The sequence below is a fragment of the Flavobacterium panacagri genome (genome assembly GCF_030378165.1).
Lineage (GTDB): Bacteria > Bacteroidota > Bacteroidia > Flavobacteriales > Flavobacteriaceae > Flavobacterium > Flavobacterium panacagri.
Genome location: NZ_CP119766.1, coordinates 2,877,565 through 2,898,706, shown reverse-complemented (window position 1 = coordinate 2,898,706; position 21,142 = coordinate 2,877,565). Strand labels below are relative to the sequence as shown.

The following is a 21,142-nucleotide window of genomic DNA, read 5'->3' as shown; positions in this document are numbered from 1 at the left end:
AATAATTATGGATATAAATACCACAAAATCGTACACCAAATACTATGTAATTGCATGGATATTTGGTTTGATTTTCTATTTTTTAGATTATGTAATACGATCTGCTCCGGCAGTCATGTTTCCAGAACTTTCGCAGAGTTTTTCTGTTAATGAAATCAGGTTAGTAGAAATCATTGGAACCTATTATTATACTTATTCGACCTGCAGTTTAATAGCCGGGATCGCTTTGGATCGATTTGGAGCAAAATATTCTCTCTTTGCTGGAGCATTCATTTTAGGAATTGGCTGCTTGCTATTTATGATTTCTAATCAGTTTAGTGGTGTTACTGGTCGGTTATTTCAAGGTGCTGGATGTGCTTTTGCTTTTCCAGGCTGCGTATATCTTGCCAGTAAAGGATTCTCTTCAAAATCACTTGCCACTGCAATTGGTTTTACACAATGTCTCGGGATGCTTGGAGGATCGGCAGGACAATTTGTTGTAGGTCCTTTGATCGAAGAAGGTATGAATATCAATAACTTTTGGCTCTTCAGTGGAATTTTTACAATCATTGTAGCTTTTGGACTTTGGTTCATAACTCCTGCAAATGCGGTAGATAAAAATACAGCAAAGAAACAGAGTCTGCTAGAACCGTATAAAATTGTTTTTAGCAATCCACAATCTTGGTTTTGTGGTATTATTTCGGGACTTTTGTTTGCCCCAACAACTATATTCGCGATGACATGGGCAGTTGATTTTTTCCAGAAAGACCGTACGTTTGACTTTCATACCGCTACAATTTCGAGCGCAATGGTCGCTTTTGGCTGGGTATTTGGGTGTCCGTTATTAGGATATATTACTGATAAGATAAACAAACGAAAACCTGTCTTAGTATTTGGTGCTTTAATGATGATTCTCGCCTTATTACAGCTGCTATATTTTCCAAATATATTTCCAGCTAAATACAGCATGTTTTTATTAGGTGTAGCATCTGGAGCTGCCATGATTCCTTATTCCATAATTAAAGAAGCTAATCCTGATAATGTAAAAGGAAGCGCTACTGGAGCTATTAATTTTATAACTTTTGGAGTAACAACACTTTTAAGTCCTTTATTCAGTCATTTATTTGGTAAAACGCTTCATAGTACAGTGGATAAAACAAATCACTTTCAACAAGCTGGCCTTTTTTGGATTGTTGGAATCACAATAGCTATTTTAATAAGTTTTCTACTGAAAGAAACAGGCGAGGGTGAAAAGCCTGATAAAATTACTGCATAAAACAAAAGCAAGGATTAATAAAGATAAGATCGAGAAACTGGTCTTATCTTATTCTTTTGTAACGACTATTGAAGCTTTAAATCCAGCAGCTAGATTATCCCAATAATCGCTAGTAACTATGTTGCCTTTATCATCTAAAACCTGAATTTCTGCAGTATTACCTCCAAGTGTTCCTATATTTAAAGCTTCGAAATCTAATTTATTAAAACCCTGGGCTAGATTGATTTTTACTGACTGATAACTTGCATCTAACAAAAGTCGGTCTCGAATAACAAGATCATTTGAGGATATTTTTACCAAATCTCCGTCAATTGCACCAAAATCACGAAACTTTACAATAAAATATTCCGACTTGGTTTTAAAATCTCCTAGCGATATATTTTTCTTTATCAAAACACCACGACCTTCTTTTAATCCAGCATCTTTTAAGGCTTTGTCTAAATCTTTTTCCATTTTTGCCACATAACGATCACCTGGATTGGCAAAATCGGTTTCAGTCGACATGGTAAATTTGCTTTTTTCTTCTCCAATCTGAAATTTAGATTTTGGAGTTATAGTCGTATTTTCAAAAACATTGGGTGTTTTTATACTTGGTATATCGCTCACATCAGCCTGCGGATCTTTAACCTCAGGAATTGGAGTTTTTTTAGGTTTTGCACTAAATTTTGGAGCTGGAATAGCCTTGAATTTAGAATTAAACTCACCTTGGGCTGATACTGACAATGCAGTAAAAAATAATATGAAAAATAAAATATGCTTCATTGAATACGTTTTTATCGAATCGGCTTTTATAATTAATAGTCCAGCATCACAAAAATAAAACAATTTAGTTAGGCAGTGCAACTTTAGGACTTTTATAACATTAAATTAAGCTAATTTTTGGAATCAAAAAACCTGCCAAGATTTTTTGATTTGTAAAAAATAATATTCAAAATTTTAAAATGCTAAATTCCAAAAACTGTCTTTACAAAAGCATTCAGTATTTTGATAATTAACAACTTATTCTTAACTTCAAGACTTTATTTTACCCTTGATAAAACCGCAAAAAAAATGGATTATATCGATTATTATAAAGTATTGGATGTGACAAAATCTGCAACTGAAGCTGATATTAAAAAAGCATATCGTAAACTAGCTCGAAAATATCATCCTGATTTGAATCCGAATGATAAAGAAGCTGAAAAAAAATTCAAAGAAATTAATGAAGCTAATGAAGTTCTAAGCAATCCTGAAAATCGAAAAAAATACGACAAATACGGAAAAGATTGGAAACATGCTGATGAATTTGAAAAAGCCGGCTACGACCCGGATCAGCAACAATATTCTAGACAGCAAAGTAACGGCGGACAAGGTTTTTCTGGTTTTGAAGGAGGCGATTTTTCTGGAAGTGATTTTTCTGGAAGTGATTTTTCTGATTTCTTCAATTCCATGTACGGTGGCGGAAGAAGCAGATCACAGTCAAAGTATAGAGGACAGGATTTTAATGCCGAATTAGAATTAGATTTAAAAGCCGCTTATACAACACACAAACAAAACTTAACTGTAAATGGTAAAAATATTAGAATTACGATTCCTGCAGGTGTTGAAAACGGACAGATTATTAAGATTCCAAATCATGGCGGGCCTGGAGTGAACGGTGGGCCAAACGGTGATTTATACATTACTTTTTTAATTGCTAATAATTCTGATTTCAAACGTGAAGGCAATAATTTATACACCGAAGCATCGCTTGATTTATATACTGCAATTCTAGGAGGAGAAACATATATCAATACATTTGACGGAAAAGTAAAAATTAAAGTTCCTGCAGAAACACAGCCAGGGACAAAAATAAAATTGAAAGGAAAGGGATTTCCAGTTTATAAAAAAGAAAATGAATTTGGCGATTTATACATCACCTATTCCATAAAAATTCCTACAAAATTATCAGATAAAGAGAAAGAATTATTTGAAGAACTAGCAAAACTAAGAAATCATGAAAAGTAAAAACCTAATCCAGATAAAACAGTTTTGTTTGTATCACGAAATTGAAAACACTTTTATAACCGAGCTCAATAATTATGGTTTAATTCAAATCATTACAGAAGAAAATGATGAATTTCTGGAACCAGAACAGCTTCCAACGGTAGAAAAAATGATTCGTATGCATTACGACCTTAAAATTAATCTGGAAGGAATTGATGCTATTGCTCATTTGTTAAACAAAATTGAAACCTTACAGTATAATCTAAACGTAGTCAGCAACAAACTGCGTTTGTACGAAGAAAAAGATACAGAGTAACATTTTAATATCACAAAAAAGCTTGATTTTCGTCTTGATTTCAAGCTTTTTTTAATGGCTGGGAAAAGCATAATTCTTAAATTGCCACATCTTAATTAACCTGAATTTGTTCTTATAAAAACCAATAATCAAATTCGAAAAATATAAAAAATGAAAAGAGAAAACATCCTAACTGGATCTCCATGGGAAGACAAAATGGGATACTGCCGTGCCGTAAGAATTGGCAATATTGTTGAAGTTTCTGGAACTGTAGCAATTGTCGACGGCGAGAAAGTAAAAGCTGATGACGCTTATGCTCAAACCTATAATATTTTAGAGCGAGTTGAAAAAGTTCTTGAAGATTTAAATGTAAGCATGAAAGATGTTATCAGAACAAGAATTTTCACAACAGACGTTTCTACTTTTGAAGAAGTTGCCAGAGCCCACTCTGCTTTTTTTAAAGATGTTAAACCAACTACAGGATTCTACGGAATCAGTAAATTAGTTGCGCCAGAATATTTGGTAGAAATCGAATTTACTGCTGTAGTATAATATTTTTCTGCCACGAATTTCACGAATTATTTAGCACTAAAAGAATTCAATTCTTTAAATTTGTGACTCGAGCGACAGCGAATAGACGAAGTAATTCGTGGCAAAAAAATATACTCAAAATTTAAAATGACTTCCCAAAACTCAAAACAATTCCTGCTTTCTCTTCCAAAATGGATTATTATCTGTGCTTTAATTGGTATATTTTCAGGATCTGCCTCTGCTTTCTTCCTAGTTTCTTTAGAATGGGTAACACAGTTTAGAATACAGCACGATTGGATTGTCTGGCTTTTGCCTTTTGGTGGATTTCTGGTTGGGGCGAGTTACTATTATTGGGGAGAATCGGTAGTAAAAGGAAATAATTTATTGCTGGAAGAATATGAATCTCCAAAAAAGGTTATTCCCTTTAAAATGGCTCCTTTAGTGCTTCTAGGAACTTTGCTTACGCATTTATTTGGAGGTTCTGCTGGACGAGAAGGAACTGCCGTACAAATGGGAGGCGCCATTGCTGACCAATTCACAAAAATATTCAAACTCGATAATTCAGAACGTAGAATTTTAATTATTCTCGGAATTAGCGCAGGTTTTGCTTCTGTATTTGGAACACCTTTAGCGGGCGCTATTTTTGCTCTGGAAGTTTTATATTTTAGTAAAATCAATTTCAAAAGCATTTTACTTTCTTTTCTAGTTGCTTATGCCGCTTATTTCACTGTAGAATTTTGGGAAATAAAACATACACACTACAGCATACCTGTTGTTCCTGAACTTACTTTAAACAATATCCTTTTTACACTCATTGTTGGAATTTTGTCTGGATTTGCAGCCTTATTATTCTCAAGAAGCACACATTTCTGGGGTTCTCTTTTTTCTAAAAACATTAAATACCCACCGCTTCGTCCTGTAATTGGCGGCGCAGTTTTAGCAATCGCAATTGCTGGCCTTGGATTCACAAAATTCTCTGGATTAGGAGTTCCCGTAATTGTTGATTCTTTTTCCAATCCAAACGAATGGTATGATTTTCTATTAAAAATATTATTTACCGGATTCACTTTAGGAGCTGGTTTTAAAGGCGGAGAAGTAACTCCCTTGTTCTTTGTCGGGGCAACTTTAGGCAGTGCTTTATCCCTTGTAATTCCCATGCCGATTGCCCTTTTAGCGGGAGTCGGATTTGTTGCAGTTTTTTCTGGCGCAACCCACACTCCTATCGCCTGCACCATTATGGGAATAGAATTATTCGGGATTGCTCCAGGATTATTTATTGCCATTGGTTGTACGATTGCTTATTTTTCTTCTGGTTCTGTTGGCATTTATAAATCACAGATTGTAAAAGGTGCGAAATACAAATTGTATCAGAGATTAAATTCTAATTTTTGAAATTCCAAATCTAATACTAGACTGAACAACCACATTCAAATTCCTATCCATATGGATCGTTCCTATGGAACTTTGGCATAAGAACCAATTATTTTCAACGGATTAAAATCCGTTGCTACAAAATGAGCATTCCTACGGAATTTGAAAACCTAAAATAAAAAATCCGTTTCATCAGCGTTTTCGCGAAAGCGAATCCGTTTCATCAGCGTTCAAACTTAATACACAAAATTAATTTCCAATACTAAACTGTTTTAAATACCTATAAAACTCAACTGAACACTAAAAAATCTGAGCACTGACCACTCAAAGCGAATACTAAAAATATTTTCAGCATTACATGAAAAAAATGTAAATTCGCAAACTATGAAAATACAAGACATTCAAGCAATTCAGTCATTACTCGCGACCCCAAAGAAAATTGTTATCATTCCGCACAGAGGGCCAGATGGTGATGCAATGGGTTCGACATTAGGACTATATCATTTTTTAATAAAAAACAATCATCAGGCAACCGTAATTGCGCCGAATGATTTCCCTAACTTTCTAGCTTGGCTTCCAGGATCAGAAACCGTTAAAATATTTGAAAAAGATACTGAAAACTGTACCAAAATTTTAGAAGATGCAGAGTTAATTTTTACTCTCGATTTTAATGCATTTCACCGTACAGGCGAAATGGAGCATACACTAAAAAAGCTTACAGCAACGTTTATAATGATTGATCATCATCAAAAACCTGATGATTATGCCGTTTATACGTATTCTGATACTTCTTTTGGATCAACTTGTGAAATGGTGTATAACTTTATCAATTTCTTAGACAAAAAAGAAGATATCGATAAAACCATTGCCACTTGTATTTATACAGGAATATTAACAGATTCAGGCTCATTCCGTTTCCCAGGCACAACAGGAAACACTCATAGAATTATAGCTGAATTAATTGATCTTGGAGTTGAAAACACACAGATTCCAGTATTATTATTCGACAACAGCTCTTTCAGCAGATTACAGTTATTAGGCCGAGCTTTGCAGAATATGAAGATTTTTGAAGAACATAAAACTTCTTACACTACTCTTACACAGGAAGAACTTGATTCTTTTAATTATGTTAAAGGAGATACAGAAGGAATTGTTAATTATGGTTTAAGTATAAAAGATATCGTTTTTACTGCTATTTTTATTGAAAATAAAGACGAAGGAATCATCAAGATTTCATTCCGTTCTCAAGGAGGTTTTGATGTGAATCAATTTGCGAGAGACCATTTTAATGGCGGAGGCCACAGCAATGCGGCTGGCGGAAGATCTGAAACTTCAATGGAAGAAACAGTAAAGAAATTTGAAAATTTAGTAACAAAACTAAAATTATAGCCCAATCATGAACAACCTAAAACTTACTATTTACAGCTTACTTTTTGCTGTCTTGCTTCTTGGCTGTAAACATCCTGAGGAAGCCAGAAGACCTATTTCAAGAGCTTCGGGAACATTCATGAAAAAATCTGCTGATCGTAATAAGAAATTAGTGGCTAACGAAGAAGACGTCATTAAAAAAATCATCAAAAGTAATCCTAAAGTGAAATACTATGCCACTCCAAAAGGGTATTGGTTTAATTACGAAGAAAGAAACGAAACGGAAACTGCAGCACCTAGAAAAGGTGATATCGCTTACTTCAATATGGAAGTAAAAGATATAAAAGGAAACATTATTTATTCTGATTCAGATCTTGGCCCGCAAACTTATTATGTCGACAAACAAGACATCATGATGGGATTACGTGATGGAATAAAAAGAATGCATAAAAACGAGACAGTAACCTTTTTATTTCCATCTCACAGTGCTTATGGTTATCATGGAGACAACAAAAAAATTGGTCCAAACGAATCCTTAATCGTTACAGTAACACTTAGAAATTTTGTTCCAGATCCAGCTGCACAGACAACAGTTTCAGGAGCACAAACTCCAAAAACCGCTGCGCCAAAACCTATTGTGCCAAAACCTGTCACTCCAGCAAAAAAAGATACATTAACTCCATAAAAACAATATCTTAAAATGAAAAAGATTATTTTATTATTACTAATAGCCGTTAGCTCATTTTATTCTTGTAAAGACGATCACAGCAATCTGCCAGATGGTTTATATGCCGACATCGAAACCAAGAAAGGTCACATCATCGTAGAATTAGATTATAAAAAAGCACCAATTACTGTAGCCAACTTTGTAACTCTGTCTGAAGGTAAAAACGAATTTGTGACACATGAAAACCTAAAAAAGAAACCTTTTTTTGATGGCTTGAAATTCCATAGAGTTATTGAAAATTTTATGATCCAAACTGGAGATCCATTGGGCACTGGTTCTGGAGATACAGGTTATAAATTTAAAGATGAATTTTCAGATTTAAAATTTGACAAAGCTGGTGTTCTGGCAATGGCAAACAATGGCCCTGGAACAAACAGCAGCCAATTTTTTATTACACATGTTGAAACTCCGTGGCTAGACAATAAACACACTATTTTTGGTCATGTAGTAGATCAAAAAACACAAGAGGTAGTAAACAAAGTAGTTCAAGGCGACAATATTGTTGCTGTAACTATTATTAGAAATGGAGAAGCTGCTAAAAAGTTTGATGCCGTAAAAGTATTTCACGATTACTTTGTTGATATCGCTAAAGAGCAGGCAAAATATGCTGAAGCTCAGAAAGAAAAAATAGCTTTTCACGCTTCTTCTAAAGCAAAAGCAACTAAAACAGCAAGTGGTTTAGAATATGTAATCACTGAAAAAGGTTCTGGTAAAAAACCTGCTATAGGAACTCAATTATACGTGGCTTATACAGGTTTTCTTGAAAACGGAACTTTATTTGATACCAGCAGTGAAGAAACAGCAAAACAATTTGGCAAATTTGATGCTGCAAGAGCAGAAGCAAAAGCGTATAGTGCAATTCCATTTACAGCTGGAAGCAAAACGGGTTTAATTCCTGGATTTATTGAAGGTCTTGAACAGCTTTCTATTGGCGACAAAGCAATTCTTTTTATTCCAAGCCATTTAGCTTATGGAGAAACTGGTGCTGGAGGAGGCGTAATTCCGCCAAATGCTAATATCATTTTCGAAGTTCAATTATTGGAAAAACCATAAATAAATTAATAATCATATACTTAAATCTAAAAAGTAATGAAGTTTAAATTCTTATTTTTATTCTGCTTAGCAGTAGTAAATATTCAAGCACAAACAAAAAAACCAGCTGCTAAACCAGCTGCCAAAACAACTACAACTGCAAAACCGGCTGCGAAACCAAGTACCAATCCAGGTGATGGGATTTTTGCAACCATTTCTACTTCAAAAGGAGATATTGTAGTTTCTTTAGAATACACAAAAGCACCTGTAACAGTGGCTAACTTTATCACTTTAGCAGAAGGAAAAAACCCTTATGTAAAAGTAGAGCGCTTAAAAGGAAAACCATTTTTTGATGGTTTAAAATTCCATAGAGTAATCAACGACTTCATGATTCAGGGAGGAGATCCTCAAGGAACTGGAGCAGGAGATCCTGGTTATGCATTTAAAGATGAATTTGTAGATGAATTGAGATTTGAAAAAGGCGGTGTTCTAGCTATGGCAAATTCTGGCCCCGCTACAAACGGAAGCCAATTTTTCATCACTCATAAAGATACTCCTTGGCTAAATGGAAAACATACTATTTTTGGACATGTAGTTTCTGGAATGGACAATGTAAATAAAATTGTTCAAGATGACATTATGACTAAAATTACCATCACACGTAAAGGTGCTGCAGCAAAGAAATTTGATGCTGTAAAAGTTTTTAGTGATGAAATGAAACAAGGAGAATTAAAGAAAGAAGAAGCTAAAAAAGTAGTTGCTGCAAAAGCAGCTTATTTTACTGCAACAAAAGCAAAAGCTACTACTACTGCCTCTGGTTTAAAATATGTAATTACTAAAAAAGGAACTGGTGTTAAAGGTGCGGAAGGTTCTAACATCTTTTTCCACTATGCTGGATACTTTGAAGATGGAACTCTTTTTGACAGCAGTATGGCTGAAGTAGCAAAAGCGTACGGAAAATATGATGCAAACAGAGATAATGCAGGTGGTTATAAAGCATTTCCTTTTGCAGTTGGTAAAAAAGATGGTATGATTCCTGGTTTTATCGAGGCATTAGATATGATGACAGATGGAGAAAAGGCTACTTTCTTCCTTCCGTCTAACTTGGCTTATGGCGAAAAAGGCGCTGGAGGTGTAATTCCGCCAAATGCTACTTTGATTTTCGAAATTGAAACGTATCAAAATCAGCCTTAATAACTTAGAAGATAAAAATTCTAATTCTTTATAAAATATAGAAGCCATCAAGAAAAAAATTGATGGCTTTTCTTTTTTACAGAATTCATAATCGAAAGCTTCTAAATTCAATTTTATTACAAATAAATTATTATTCTCAACATAGTACGATAAAATCCTAAACAAAATGACTTACCTTTGCCGGCTTAATTTTTCAAATCAAATAAATCATGACGCCACAAAATAATATTTTAAAAGGTGTATTTTTCGTTGCTTTAGGCGCTACAACGTATGGAATGCTGGCTACTTTTGTAAAAATGGCCTATTCTGAAGGATACACAACTGCAGAAGTAACAACCTCACAATTCATTTACGGAATTACAGGTATTCTTTTAATCAATCTTTTTCAGAGAATCAAAAACAAAAATAAAACGATAAAAGCTACTCCAAAAAATATTTTCAGTTTAATGCTTGCAGGAACTTCATTAGGTATGACAAGCTTATTTTACTATTTGGCTGTAAAATATATACCTGTTTCGATCGGAATCGTTCTATTAATGCAGACTGTTTGGATGGGAGTTTTGCTAGAAATGATTCTAGAAAAAAAACTGCCTTCAAAGCAAAAGGTCATTGCTGTATTCATTGTGCTTTTCGGAACCGTTTTAGCCACCAATATTATGAAAAATGATATTTCATTAGATTGGCGCGGTTTAGTTTGGGGAATCTTAGCGGCTGCTTCTTTTACCACCACTATGTTTACTGCCAATCGTGTCGCAACCGAAATTTCGTCTGCACAGAGGAGTCTTTATATGCTTTTGGGAGGTTCAATTATTGTATTTTCATTCGCTTTAGCCACTCAGGAAACAACCTTTAATCTTGATATTTTTCTTAAATGGGGAATTGTACTGTCCTTATTTGGTACTATTATTCCGCCAATGTTAATGAATCTTGGTTTTCCTTTAACTGGTATTGGATTAGGAAGTATTGTTTCTGCTCTAGAATTGCCTGTTTCGGTTATGATGGCATTTGTTCTCCTAAACGAAAAAGTAGTCTTTTCTCAATGGATTGGAATTGTGTTAATTATACTTGCCATAATTATTATGAATGTAAATTTCAAGCGAAAAAGATAACCCAAAATAAGCATTTTCAAAAAAAACTTTCTTGTAATGCAATAATTGTTAATTTTTTTATAAATTCGTGATAAACAATTAGATATCATGACTTCACCCTGGCATTTATATTTAATGGCTATGCTTTATATATTGGCAGGAATCAATCATTTTAGAAAACCTGGAATGTATCTTAAAATCATTCCTCCCGCATTTAAGAACCCCAAATTAATAAATATTTTAAGTGGTGCTGCCGAAATAATTTTAGGCATCCTCCTAATCCTGCCTTTTACAAGAAGTTTTGCTGCTTGGGGAATTATAGCCTTATTAATAGCTGTATTTCCTGCAAATGTGTATATGCTTCAAAATAAAAAAGCAGGTTTTGGTCTACCAAGATGGATTTTATTTGTACGTTTACCTTTACAATTAGTTTTGATTTATTGGGCTTACCAATATATTTACTAACATTCATTAACCATTAAATTATTTTATTATGAAAAAATTATTTGCAGAGTTTTTCGGAACTTATTGGCTTGTTTTTGGTGGTTGCGGAAGTGCCATTTTTGCAGCTGGTTATCCAGAACTAGGAATCGGTTTTGCTGGTGTTGCACTTGCTTTTGGTCTCACAGTAGTAGCAATGGCCTATGCAGTTGGACACATTTCTGGAGGGCATTTTAATCCCGCAGTTTCTTTTGGATTATGGGCAGGAGGAAAATTTCCAATTAAAGATCTTGTTCCGTATATAATAGCTCAATGTATTGGAGCAATTGCAGCCGCAGGTACATTGTATACTATTGCGTCCGGAAAAGCTGGTTTTGCAATTGACAACACTAAAGCTGGAGCATTTGCATCAAATGGTTTTGGAGCATTTTCTCCCGACGGCTATTCTTTACAGGCTGCTTTTATTGCAGAATTTGTCCTTACCTTGTTCTTTATTTTAATTATTCTTGGCGCAACAGACAAATTTGCCAATAGTAATTTTTGTGGTATTGCGATTGGTTTAACACTAACAGTAATTCATTTAGTCAGTATTCCAATTACAAATACTTCTGTAAATCCTGCAAGATCGCTTTCTCAGGCAGTTTTTGCAGGAGGCGAACCATTATCTCAAGTCTGGCTTTTTTGGGCAGCTCCAATTTTGGGTGCAATCGTGGCAGGATTCATCTATAAAAATCTATTACAGCAAGAAGGAGAACCCGAAAAAATAGTTTTATAAAAATTAGTTCATAATAAAAATTACTGTATAATTTATTTTAAAAGAGAAAATCAGATATATTTATATTTGATTTTCTCTTTTTTTTTGGATAAAATCGAAAAGAAAAATAGTGTTTCAACTAAAAATATTAGTATTTATGAACGAAATTATTTCTTACTTCAGTACAATTCCATCCACTCATAGAAGCTTGATTCTTGTTGGCGGCATCACCATTTTTTGGCTAATTGAAAACTCTTTTCCTTTATTCAAAATGCAGTACAAGAAATGGCCGCATGCTGGAATAAATTTCTTCTTTACCTTCACTACCATTATAGTCAATTTCATTTTGGCCTTTATTCTGATCAAAACAGCCGAATGGACAATCGAACATCATTTTGGGCTTTTACAATGGATTTCTCCAATACCAATCTGGCTTTACGCTATAGTAGGATTATTGCTTCTCGATTTAATTGGTGCTTATCTAGCGCATTATGTCGAACATAAATTCAAATATTTGTGGCAGTTTCACTTAGTGCATCATACAGATACTTGGATTGATACTACAACAGCCAATAGACATCATCCCGGCGAAAGTGTTATTCGCTTTGTATTTACAACTATTGGAGTTTTAATCGTTGGTGCACCAATGTGGATGGTTTTTCTTTATCAATCATTATCTGTAGTGGCTTCACAGTTTAATCATGCTAATATCTCTCTTCCTGAAAAATTAGATACATTCCTTAGTTATTTTATTGTTTCCCCCAATATGCATAAGGTACATCATCATTATGTTGTTCCCTATACCGACAGTAATTATGGGAATATTTTCTCCATTTGGGACAGACTTTTTGGAACTTTTACTTCATTACCTAAAGAACAGCTCGTTTATGGCGTAGATACTCATATGAAGCCTGAAGAAAATAATGAATTGAAGAATCTGTTAAAAATACCATTTCAAAAATCACGATCTTTCAAAAACAGTTAAAATCATTAAAAAAATTAGACTCTACTGAACCAACATATTATTTTTTTTTTTAATATTGATACAGAAATTGAAAATCAATCTATTAATAATTAACACCCTATTTTGAATTAATTTTCACGAGATGAAAAAGAGTAGCCGCAAAGAATTAACTTACGAACAAACTGAGAAACTTGTTTCGTTAGCTTTAGAAGAAAAAAATCCATTTGAAATTATTAAAAAAGAATTTGGATTAGCAGAAAAAGAAGTCTTGGAAATCATGAAGAAGAAAATGCCTGCTGAAAAATTTGAGATGTGGAAAAAGAAGGCAGTTGCAAATAAACCAAAACCAAAACCAATAAAAATAGATGATTTTGATGAAGATTTGGATGGAAAGTATTATATAAAAAATAAATTCGACTAAGATTTAAAGCTCTTGTTTTTCAGGAGCTTTTTTTATTTTTTAATTTAATGTAATTTTTTAGTAACTTTTCGATACTTTTTGTTACAAATACAATTAACTAAACATATACAAATGAAGAAAATACTTTACACCTTAGCTCTAGCGGTAACTTTTTGGAGCTGTAAAACAGGTAGCACTGGAGCCGCTAAAAGCAATACGGTAGAAGTGAACATTAATTTAACTGACGTAAAAGACGATAAAGTTTTAGTAACTGTTACTCCTCCAGCCATTAAAACAGATGAAATTGTTTACAGCATTCCTAAAACTGTTCCTGGAACTTATTCTACAGATAATTACGGAAAATACTCTGAAGATTTCAAAGCATTCGATGCTAAAGGAAACGCTCTGACGGTAAAAAGAATTGACGATAATTCTTGGTCAATCTCAAATGCAAAAACTTTAAAAAAAATTACTTATTTAGTAAACGATACATTCGATACTGAAAAAGGAACTGGATTTGGAAACGATGATGTTTTCTCTCCTGCGGGAACAAACATTGATGCTGGCAAAAACTTCATGGTAAACACACATGGTTTTGTCGGATATTTTCAAGACAAACTAGATGTTCCTTACAAAGTTACTATTACGCATCCAGAGACGCTTTGGGGAGCGACTTCAATGACAGATGAAGATGCAAGCAATACATCAGATGTATTTAAAACTTCTCGTTATGCTGTTTTGGTAGAAAACCCTATTATGTATGCTAAACCAGATTACACTACATTTAATGTAAACGGAATGGATATTCTGATTGCTGTTTATTCTCCAACTGGAAAATATACTGCAGAAAGCATCACGCCGGAAATGAAAACAATGATGACTGCTCAGAAAAACTTCTTAGGTCCAGTAAATGCTACTAAAAAGTATAGTGTTTTAGTATATTTATCAAGCATGGCAAAAGACGATGCACATGGTTTTGGAGCTTTAGAACATCCAACTGCTACAACAGTAGTTTTACCAGAATCTATGCCTAAAGAAAAATTGGTAGAAACGATGAAAGATGTAGTTTCTCATGAATTCTTCCATATCGTAACACCATTAACTATTCACTCAAAAGAAATTCAGTTTTTTGATTATAATGCACCAAAAATGTCTGAGCATTTATGGATGTACGAAGGAGTTACTGAATATTTTGCAAACCTTTTCCAAATCAATCAGGGCTTGATCGATGAAGCGGAATTCTACACTCGTATCGCTGATAAAATTGAGCAGGCTAAACAATTAAATGATACGATGTCATTTACTGTAATGAGTAAAAATGTATTAGAGCAGCCATATAAAGATCAATATTTAAATGTATATCAAAAAGGAGCTTTAATCGGAATGTGTATTGATATCATCATTCGAGAGAAAAGCAACGGAGAAAGAGGTATTTTAGATTTAATGCACAAACTATCTAGCGAATATGGTGTTGAAAAACCATTTAATGATGAGGAACTTTTTGCTAAAATCACTTCTTTAACGTATCCTGAAGTGGGTGAATTCCTAAACAAATATGTAGCAGGAACAACTCCAATTCCTTACGATTTCTATCTAGCTAAAGTTGGTGTAGGAAAAGCAACTGAGAAAAAACCAGGAAATCCATTCATTAAAGGGCAAATTCCAAACATTACTATCGACAAAGCGACAAAAGAAATTACTGTTCGTCCAGAGTCAGAATCAATTGAATTCTTCAAAAGCCTTAACTTAAAAGGCGGTGATAAAATTTTATCAGTAAACAACAAATCATACAATTTAGATAACATTTATGATTTAATTACTGAAAGTGAAAACTGGAAAGAAAATGATCCAATCACTTTAAAAATTAAGCGTGGTACTAAAGAAGAAACTATAAAAGGAACTGTAAAATTACCTTACGAAGAAGCTGAAACTTTTAAAGCTACTGATGCTTCAAAAGAGAAACTTAAAAATGCATGGTTAAAAGGATAATTTCTTTTAAAGACATAAAAAAACCGACAAGTGATTGTCGGTTTTTTTTATACATTCTAAGAACTTTGTTAAAGTTTAAAACCTTGAAAAAGATTTTGATACATTATTTCTTTACAGGAAATTTCCAGTCAAATTCATCTTTATCATTTATGATTGCTCCTATTTCGAATTTTACAACCTCATCAAATTCTGTTTGAAGGATAAACCAGTTGTCTTCGTTAAAATAGTTTTCGAAAGTATCAAAAGTTTCCTGATTGTATTTTGTGATTCCTTTTGTTGCTAAATCTTTTTTTACATCAGCAATTTTTCTTCCGATTAATTTGAATCCGAAAACTTCTAAATCATTACTTGAAGCTACTAGATATCCCAATTTCAGATCTTCTTCTTGATAAAATGTCAATCTGATTTTGTGGGCATTATATACAAAAATCACATTATCATCTTCGTCTTTATAGTTTTTATCAGGTTTTCCTAAAGCCGCTGTTACATCATGCTGCTTCATTCCGAAAAGCAGTTTATCAATTCCTGATTTTAAATTTATTTTCATACTTACTTGTCTTTATTTGAAGTGCAAATTTCGTGAAGTTTTTTTGTTATTTGCCACGAATTCACAAATTATATTAATTACTATTTTTAGTAAACCTAACAGGTTTTAAAAATCTGTTAGATTTTTCATATGTATTTTTCATTTTATGCGACCTACTTTTTTTGCAATGTTTATGTAATCTTCCGATTCCACAAAATCTATGGCTTCCAATATTGCTCTTTTAATAGAATCTCTTTCTTTTACAGCAACCCCCGCCCCAAATTCAGCAATTTTAATTTCTAAAAGAAGCTGTCTTTCTAAGGGAGACCGAATTTCAACTTCTTTTTTATTCAGCAAAAGACTACCGGGATCTCGTTTATCAGGGTTTCTTATTCCTTTCTCCAATATCATTTTTTGAACAAATTCAACCTCATAAAAATTTGAAGAATCTTTTTTCATTTTTAAAGTTATCGTCCCTCCATCCATCCAAAATAGTACATCTTCAATTATAATATTCTCCATTTTAAAAGCTTTTTATTAAGTCAAAAAACTAATATCCTTTTTTGTTAGGTTTTCCACTCATATAAAATGTAATTTTTCCACCATTCATTACATCTGCATGTTTTAAAAATGGCCTATCCAATTGTTTTCCATTCAAAAGTACTTTACTCACAAATACATTTTTATCAGACTGATTTACCGTTTCGACTTCAAAGCTTTTTCCATTTTCTAAATTGAAAGTTCCTTTCTTTACCAGCGGACTTCCCAAAGCATATTCATCAGAACCTGGTGCAACAGGATAAAATCCTAAACTACTGAAAATATACCAAGCACTCATTTGTCCAAAATCATCATTGCCGCCTAAACCATCTGCTCCGTTACGATACATTTTTTTCAAAATCATTCTGATTTTATCTTGCGCTTTCCATGGCGAATCTGTCCAATTGTATAAATATACAACGTGGTGAGAAGGTTCGTTTCCGTGAACGTAATTTCCAATGATTCCGTCTCTTGTAATGTCTTCTGTATTTTCAAAATATTTATCCGGAAGATGCATATTGAACAACGAATCTAAACGAACTTTAAAATGATCGTTTCCTCCCATCATCTTAATCATTTCTGATGGATTATGAGGAACGTACAAACTGTAATTCCACGAATTCCCTTCAATAAAACCTTGTCCATGCGTATCAAGCGGATCAAACTCTTTTTTAAAAGTTCCATCAGCTAATTTTGGACGCATAAAACCCGTTTTCGCGTCATAAACGTTTTTATAGTTTTCAGCTCTTTTAATGAATTCATTATAAATATCTGTTTTCCCCAGTTTCTTTGCTGCTTGCGCAATTGCCCAGTCATCATAAGCATATTCTAAAGTTTTAGAAACCGAAGCTCCGTTTTTGTCTTCTGGAACGTAACCTTGTTTCATATAATATTCTAATCCGTCGTAATACGGAACTTTTGCCGTATTGACACAAGCTTGAAGTGCTTTTTCTGCATCAAAACTAATATTGCCTTTTACGATAGCATCTGCAACAACAGAAACAGAATGATATCCAATCATACACCAGTTTTCATTAGCATAATGCGCCCAGATTGGCAACATTTTATGTACGCTCTGATCAGAATGTGCCAGCATTGAACTAACCATATCTGCATTTCGTCTTGCCTGGACAATATTAAAGAAAGGATGCAAAGCACGATACGTATCCCAAAGCGAATAACTGGTATAATTGGTAAAGTTTTCTGCTTTGTGAACATTCATGTCCAAACCTTTATAATTTCGGTCTAAATCCATGTATTCTGTAGGGCCGAGAAATGCATGATACATCGCAGTGTAGAAATTAACCAAATCTTCTTTTTGAATTGTTTCTACCTGAATTTTATTCAGTTCTTTGTTCCAGATTTCCTGACTTTGTTTTTTTACTTTTTCAAAATCCCAATCAGGAGTTTCTTTTTTCATATTTTCTAAAGCTCCTGCAGAACTCACTGGAGACAAAGCCATTTTTATTTTGATTTTTTCCGCTTCATTAGTATCAAAATCAAAAAACAATTTTAAGTTTTGCCCTGCCATTTCTGGGAAATTTTTGGTTTGGTCAAATCTTCCCCAAAAACCTCTGTACACGCTTTTTTCCTGTGCCGCTTGTCCGTAGCTTTTGATTGGTTTACTGAAAGACATGGCAAAATAAACAGTTCGGGTTCTAGCCCATCCATTGGTCTGGCGATAGCCTGTAATCAAAGTGTCATTTTCTATTCGAACAAAAGTCCAAACATTCTTTTTGTCATAGTTGTAAATTCCAGAAGTTAAATCCAAAATGATATGTGCGTCATCAGACTTTGGAAAAGTATATTGATGCATTCCAACGCGGGTTGTTGCCGTCAATTCTGCTTTGATTTTATGATCTTCTAAAAAAACGCTGTAATACGCTGGTTCTGCTTTTTCTGTTGCATGTGAAAATGCCGATCTATAACCTGATAAAGGTTTCGAAGCAACACCTGGATTTAGTTGTAATTTTCCCGTTGTCGGCATAATTAAAAAATCACCTAAATCAGAATGTCCTGTTCCGCTGAAATGCGTGTGGCTGAACCCTACGATTGTTTTATCTTCATACTGATAACCAGCACAATATTTATAAACTTCGCCATTATACTTTCCGTTTAAGCTGTAAGCAATCGTATCGGTTTCTGGGCTTAACTGTACGCTTCCAAAAGGTACGGTTGCACCAGGATAAGTATGTCCCATTCTTGCCGTTCCAATCATTGGATCAACATACTGAATTAGATTTTTAAGATTATCTGATTTTTTTTGTGCATAAGCTTCATTAAAATAACTCAACATTAAAAACAGAGACAACATGCTTTTAAAAAACTTTGCAAGATTACTTTTATTCATATTTAGGTTTAATTTATTTTGTTTTAGAAAGTGAAAACGGAGCTGTTTTAGGTTTTCCAGTCTTATTTTCAGAATTACTCATTTCAAAATCAATCACCGCACCATTCATTAAATCCTGATGTGTAAAATAGCTTTTATCATATTCAGTTCCATTAAACGAGGTTTTCTGAATATATTTATTATCCAAGCTATTCTTTGGCGCATTAATTACAATTTGTTTCCCATTTTCCAGATTAATCGTCACTTTTTTAAACAAAGGAGTTCCCACAACATATTCGTTACAAGTTGGACAAACTGGATAAAATCCTAATGCCGAAAATACATACCAAGCCGAAGTCTGTCCGTTATCTTCATCTCCGCAATAACCATCAGGAGTGGGTTTATACATTCTATTCATAGTTTCACGAACCCAGTATTGTGTTTTCCAAGGCGCGTCCGCGTAAGCGTATAAATAAATCATGTGCTGAATTGGCTGGTTTCCATGTGCGTATTGTCCCATATTAGCAATCTGCATTTCTCGGATTTCATGGATTACATCTTTATAATAATCTTCATCGAAAATAGGTTCTAGTGAAAAGACTTCGTCTAATTTTTCTACAAACTTAGTTTTTCCTCCCATCAGATCAATCAAACCGTCAATATCATGAAAAACCGACCATGTATAATGCCAGCTGTTTCCTTCTGTAAAAGCATCTCCCCATTTAAACGGATTAAACGGACTCATGAATTTTCCGTTTGCCAATTTACCACGCATTAATTTGGTTTCTGGATCAAAAAGATTTTTATAGTTTAAACTTCTCTTTTTGTAAAGCTCAATTTCTTTTTTAGGTTTCCCTAATGCTTTTCCGAGTTGATAAATAGAAAAATCATCGTAAGCATATTCTAAAGTTCTTGCCGCATTTTCGTTTATAGAAACATCATAAGGAACATAGCCTAGTTTATTATAATAATCAACTCCAAATCTTCCAACCGCTTTTAATGGCCCTTCATTGTTTGCACCGTGAATTAAAGCTTGATACAATGTTTCAATGTCATACTTATATTTTTCTTTGTTTTTCAGATAAGCTTCTGCCACTACCGATGCCGAATTGTTTCCAATCATCACGTTTCGCAAACCTGGACTTCCCCATTCTGGCAGCCAGCCACTTTCTTTATAAGCATTTAATAATCCTTCCTGAATATTCGAATTTAGTTCTGGCTGCAAAATATTGAGCAAAGGAAACAACGCTCTAAATGTATCCCAAAATCCTGTATCTGTAAACATATACCCTGGAACAACTTCTCCGTTATATGGGCTGTAATGCACTATTTTTCCCTCTTTATCATATTCATAAAACTTTCTTGGGAAAAGCATTGTTCTGTACAAACACGAATAGAAAACTTTATTTTTTTCTAATGATCCGCCTTCTGTAATAATTGTTCCTAGTTTTTTATTCCAAATTTCTCTTCCTTTTTGTTTGATTGTCTCAAAGCTCTCAGAACCAATTTCTTTTAGGTTCAATTCTGCCTGCTCAAAACTAATGAAAGACGAAGCCACTTTTGCGGTAATAACTTGTCCTTTTTTAGTTTTAAAACCAACGACAGCACCAGTATGATCTGCAGTTAACTCTAGTTCTTTTTTTAATGTTTTATCGCTAAAAGTATTGATTTCTTCAAAAGCCTCATCAAACTGAATTACAAAGTAGTTTTTAAAATTGGAAGGAACTCCACCGCTATTTTTAGTAGAATAACCAATTATTTTTTTCTCATTAGGAATAACCTTTACATAAGATCCTTTGTCAAATGCATCGATTACAACATATGATTTATCATTTTGAGGAAAAGTAAATTTAAAATAAGCCGCTCTTTCTGTTGGTGTAATTTCGGTTGTTACATCGTAATCTGCTAGATAAACGCTGTAATAATAAGGTTTCACCGTTTCTGCTTTGTGCGAAAACCAACTTGCTCTTTGATCCTGATCGAAAACAGGTTTCCCAGTAACGGGCATAATCGAAAACTGACCGTAATCATTCATCCAAGGAGATGGTGCATGTGTCTGTTTAAAACCGCGTATTTTATCTGATGCATACGTATAAATCCAGCCATCGCCCATTTTTCCTGTTTGCGGTGTCCAAAAATTCATTCCCCACGGTAATGCAATTGCTGGATAAGTATTTCCGTTGGAAAGACCAGGTTTAGAATCGCTTCCTATTAATGGATATACAAAATCTACCGGTTCATTAATTTCTGTTGTCACAATTTTTTGTGCACTAATAAACTGACTGTAAAAGAACAAGAAACAAAGTATTAATAACCTCATAGTTGGATTAGTTTTAGAAATTTAAAAATGTAACTTTTGGTTAGAAAATTACA

Annotated in this window: 20 protein-coding genes; 15 read left to right on the top strand and 5 right to left on the bottom strand. The window is 33.7% G+C overall.

The features are described 5' to 3' along the window. Positions 1-7 precede the first annotated feature (7 nt). The gene (locus P2W65_RS12895; protein ID WP_289666055.1) at positions 8-1,255 is read left to right on the top strand and encodes an MFS transporter; all 1,248 of its coding nucleotides are present in this window, start codon (positions 8-10) and stop codon (positions 1,253-1,255) included. Between the two features lie 48 nt (positions 1,256-1,303). Here the strand turns inward: P2W65_RS12895 and P2W65_RS12890 are convergent, their stop codons facing one another. Further along, positions 1,304-2,017 carry a hypothetical protein gene (locus P2W65_RS12890; protein ID WP_289666054.1) on the bottom strand — a complete coding sequence of 238 codons (714 nt, stop codon included), beginning with the start codon at positions 2,015-2,017 and terminating at the stop codon, positions 1,304-1,306. Between the two features lie 288 nt (positions 2,018-2,305). On the opposite strand from P2W65_RS12890, the gene P2W65_RS12885 reads away from it, so the two are divergent. From P2W65_RS12885 to P2W65_RS12820, 14 genes are all read left to right on the top strand, one after another. Further along, positions 2,306-3,241 carry a J domain-containing protein gene (locus P2W65_RS12885; RefSeq protein ID WP_289666053.1) on the top strand — a complete coding sequence of 312 codons (936 nt, stop codon included), beginning with the start codon at positions 2,306-2,308 and terminating at the stop codon, positions 3,239-3,241. Beyond that, complete coding sequence (locus tag P2W65_RS12880) at positions 3,231-3,536, top strand: chaperone modulator CbpM (RefSeq protein WP_289666052.1); 306 nt, start codon at positions 3,231-3,233, stop codon at positions 3,534-3,536. The genes P2W65_RS12885 and P2W65_RS12880 overlap by 11 nt, the downstream gene beginning before the upstream one ends. 150 nt (positions 3,537-3,686) lie before the next feature. Then, complete coding sequence (locus P2W65_RS12875; RefSeq protein ID WP_289666050.1) at positions 3,687-4,067, top strand: RidA family protein; 381 nt, start codon at positions 3,687-3,689, stop codon at positions 4,065-4,067. A gap of 126 nt (positions 4,068-4,193) precedes the next feature. Then, positions 4,194-5,438, top strand: coding sequence for a voltage-gated chloride channel family protein (locus P2W65_RS12870; protein ID WP_289666049.1), 1,245 nt, complete (start codon positions 4,194-4,196; stop codon positions 5,436-5,438). 363 nt (positions 5,439-5,801) lie between these two features. Continuing rightward, the gene (locus P2W65_RS12865) at positions 5,802-6,806 is read left to right on the top strand and encodes a DHH family phosphoesterase (protein ID WP_289666048.1); all 1,005 of its coding nucleotides are present in this window, start codon (positions 5,802-5,804) and stop codon (positions 6,804-6,806) included. A 7-nt stretch (positions 6,807-6,813) separates the two neighbouring features. Then, entirely contained in the window at positions 6,814-7,470 is a 657-nt protein-coding gene (gene gldI / locus P2W65_RS12860; RefSeq protein ID WP_289666046.1) for a gliding motility-associated peptidyl-prolyl isomerase GldI, read from the top strand. 15 nt (positions 7,471-7,485) lie between these two features. Beyond that, the gene (locus P2W65_RS12855) at positions 7,486-8,565 is read left to right on the top strand and encodes a peptidylprolyl isomerase (RefSeq protein ID WP_289666045.1); all 1,080 of its coding nucleotides are present in this window, start codon (positions 7,486-7,488) and stop codon (positions 8,563-8,565) included. A 36-nt stretch (positions 8,566-8,601) separates the two neighbouring features. Further along, entirely contained in the window at positions 8,602-9,738 is a 1,137-nt protein-coding gene (locus P2W65_RS12850; RefSeq protein WP_289666044.1) for a peptidylprolyl isomerase, read from the top strand. A 209-nt stretch (positions 9,739-9,947) separates the two neighbouring features. Next, complete coding sequence (locus tag P2W65_RS12845; protein ID WP_289666043.1) at positions 9,948-10,847, top strand: EamA family transporter; 900 nt, start codon at positions 9,948-9,950, stop codon at positions 10,845-10,847. 87 nt (positions 10,848-10,934) lie between these two features. After that, a complete protein-coding gene (locus P2W65_RS12840) occupies positions 10,935-11,291 on the top strand; it encodes a DoxX family protein (RefSeq protein ID WP_179007327.1) in 357 nt (118 codons plus the stop codon). 28 nt (positions 11,292-11,319) lie between these two features. Then, positions 11,320-12,042, top strand: a complete 723-nt coding sequence (gene aqpZ / locus P2W65_RS12835) for an aquaporin Z (protein ID WP_289666042.1) — start codon at positions 11,320-11,322, stop codon at positions 12,040-12,042. 136 nt (positions 12,043-12,178) lie between these two features. Next, the gene (locus P2W65_RS12830) at positions 12,179-13,006 is read left to right on the top strand and encodes a sterol desaturase family protein (RefSeq protein WP_289666041.1); all 828 of its coding nucleotides are present in this window, start codon (positions 12,179-12,181) and stop codon (positions 13,004-13,006) included. Positions 13,007-13,127: 121 nt separating this feature from the next. Next, a complete protein-coding gene (locus tag P2W65_RS12825) occupies positions 13,128-13,406 on the top strand; it encodes a DUF2805 domain-containing protein (protein WP_289666040.1) in 279 nt (92 codons plus the stop codon). 111 nt (positions 13,407-13,517) lie between these two features. After that, entirely contained in the window at positions 13,518-15,374 is a 1,857-nt protein-coding gene (locus tag P2W65_RS12820) for a M61 family metallopeptidase (RefSeq protein WP_289666039.1), read from the top strand. Positions 15,375-15,477: 103 nt separating this feature from the next. On the opposite strand, the gene P2W65_RS12815 is transcribed toward P2W65_RS12820, so the two are convergent. The 4 genes from P2W65_RS12815 to P2W65_RS12800 all read right to left on the bottom strand — a co-directional run bounded on the left by P2W65_RS12815 (position 15,478) and on the right by P2W65_RS12800 (position 21,089). Next, positions 15,478-15,921: a hypothetical protein gene (locus P2W65_RS12815; RefSeq protein WP_289666038.1), complete on the bottom strand. Its 444-nt coding sequence runs from the start codon at positions 15,919-15,921 to the stop codon at positions 15,478-15,480. 138 nt (positions 15,922-16,059) lie between these two features. Continuing rightward, positions 16,060-16,422, bottom strand: coding sequence for a hypothetical protein (locus P2W65_RS12810; RefSeq protein WP_289666037.1), 363 nt, complete (start codon positions 16,420-16,422; stop codon positions 16,060-16,062). 28 nt (positions 16,423-16,450) lie between these two features. Beyond that, positions 16,451-18,754: a GH92 family glycosyl hydrolase gene (locus P2W65_RS12805; protein WP_434783365.1), complete on the bottom strand. Its 2,304-nt coding sequence runs from the start codon at positions 18,752-18,754 to the stop codon at positions 16,451-16,453. A gap of 49 nt (positions 18,755-18,803) precedes the next feature. Continuing rightward, the gene (locus P2W65_RS12800) at positions 18,804-21,089 is read right to left on the bottom strand and encodes a GH92 family glycosyl hydrolase (RefSeq protein ID WP_289666036.1); all 2,286 of its coding nucleotides are present in this window, start codon (positions 21,087-21,089) and stop codon (positions 18,804-18,806) included. Between the last annotated feature and the right edge of the window lie 53 nt (positions 21,090-21,142).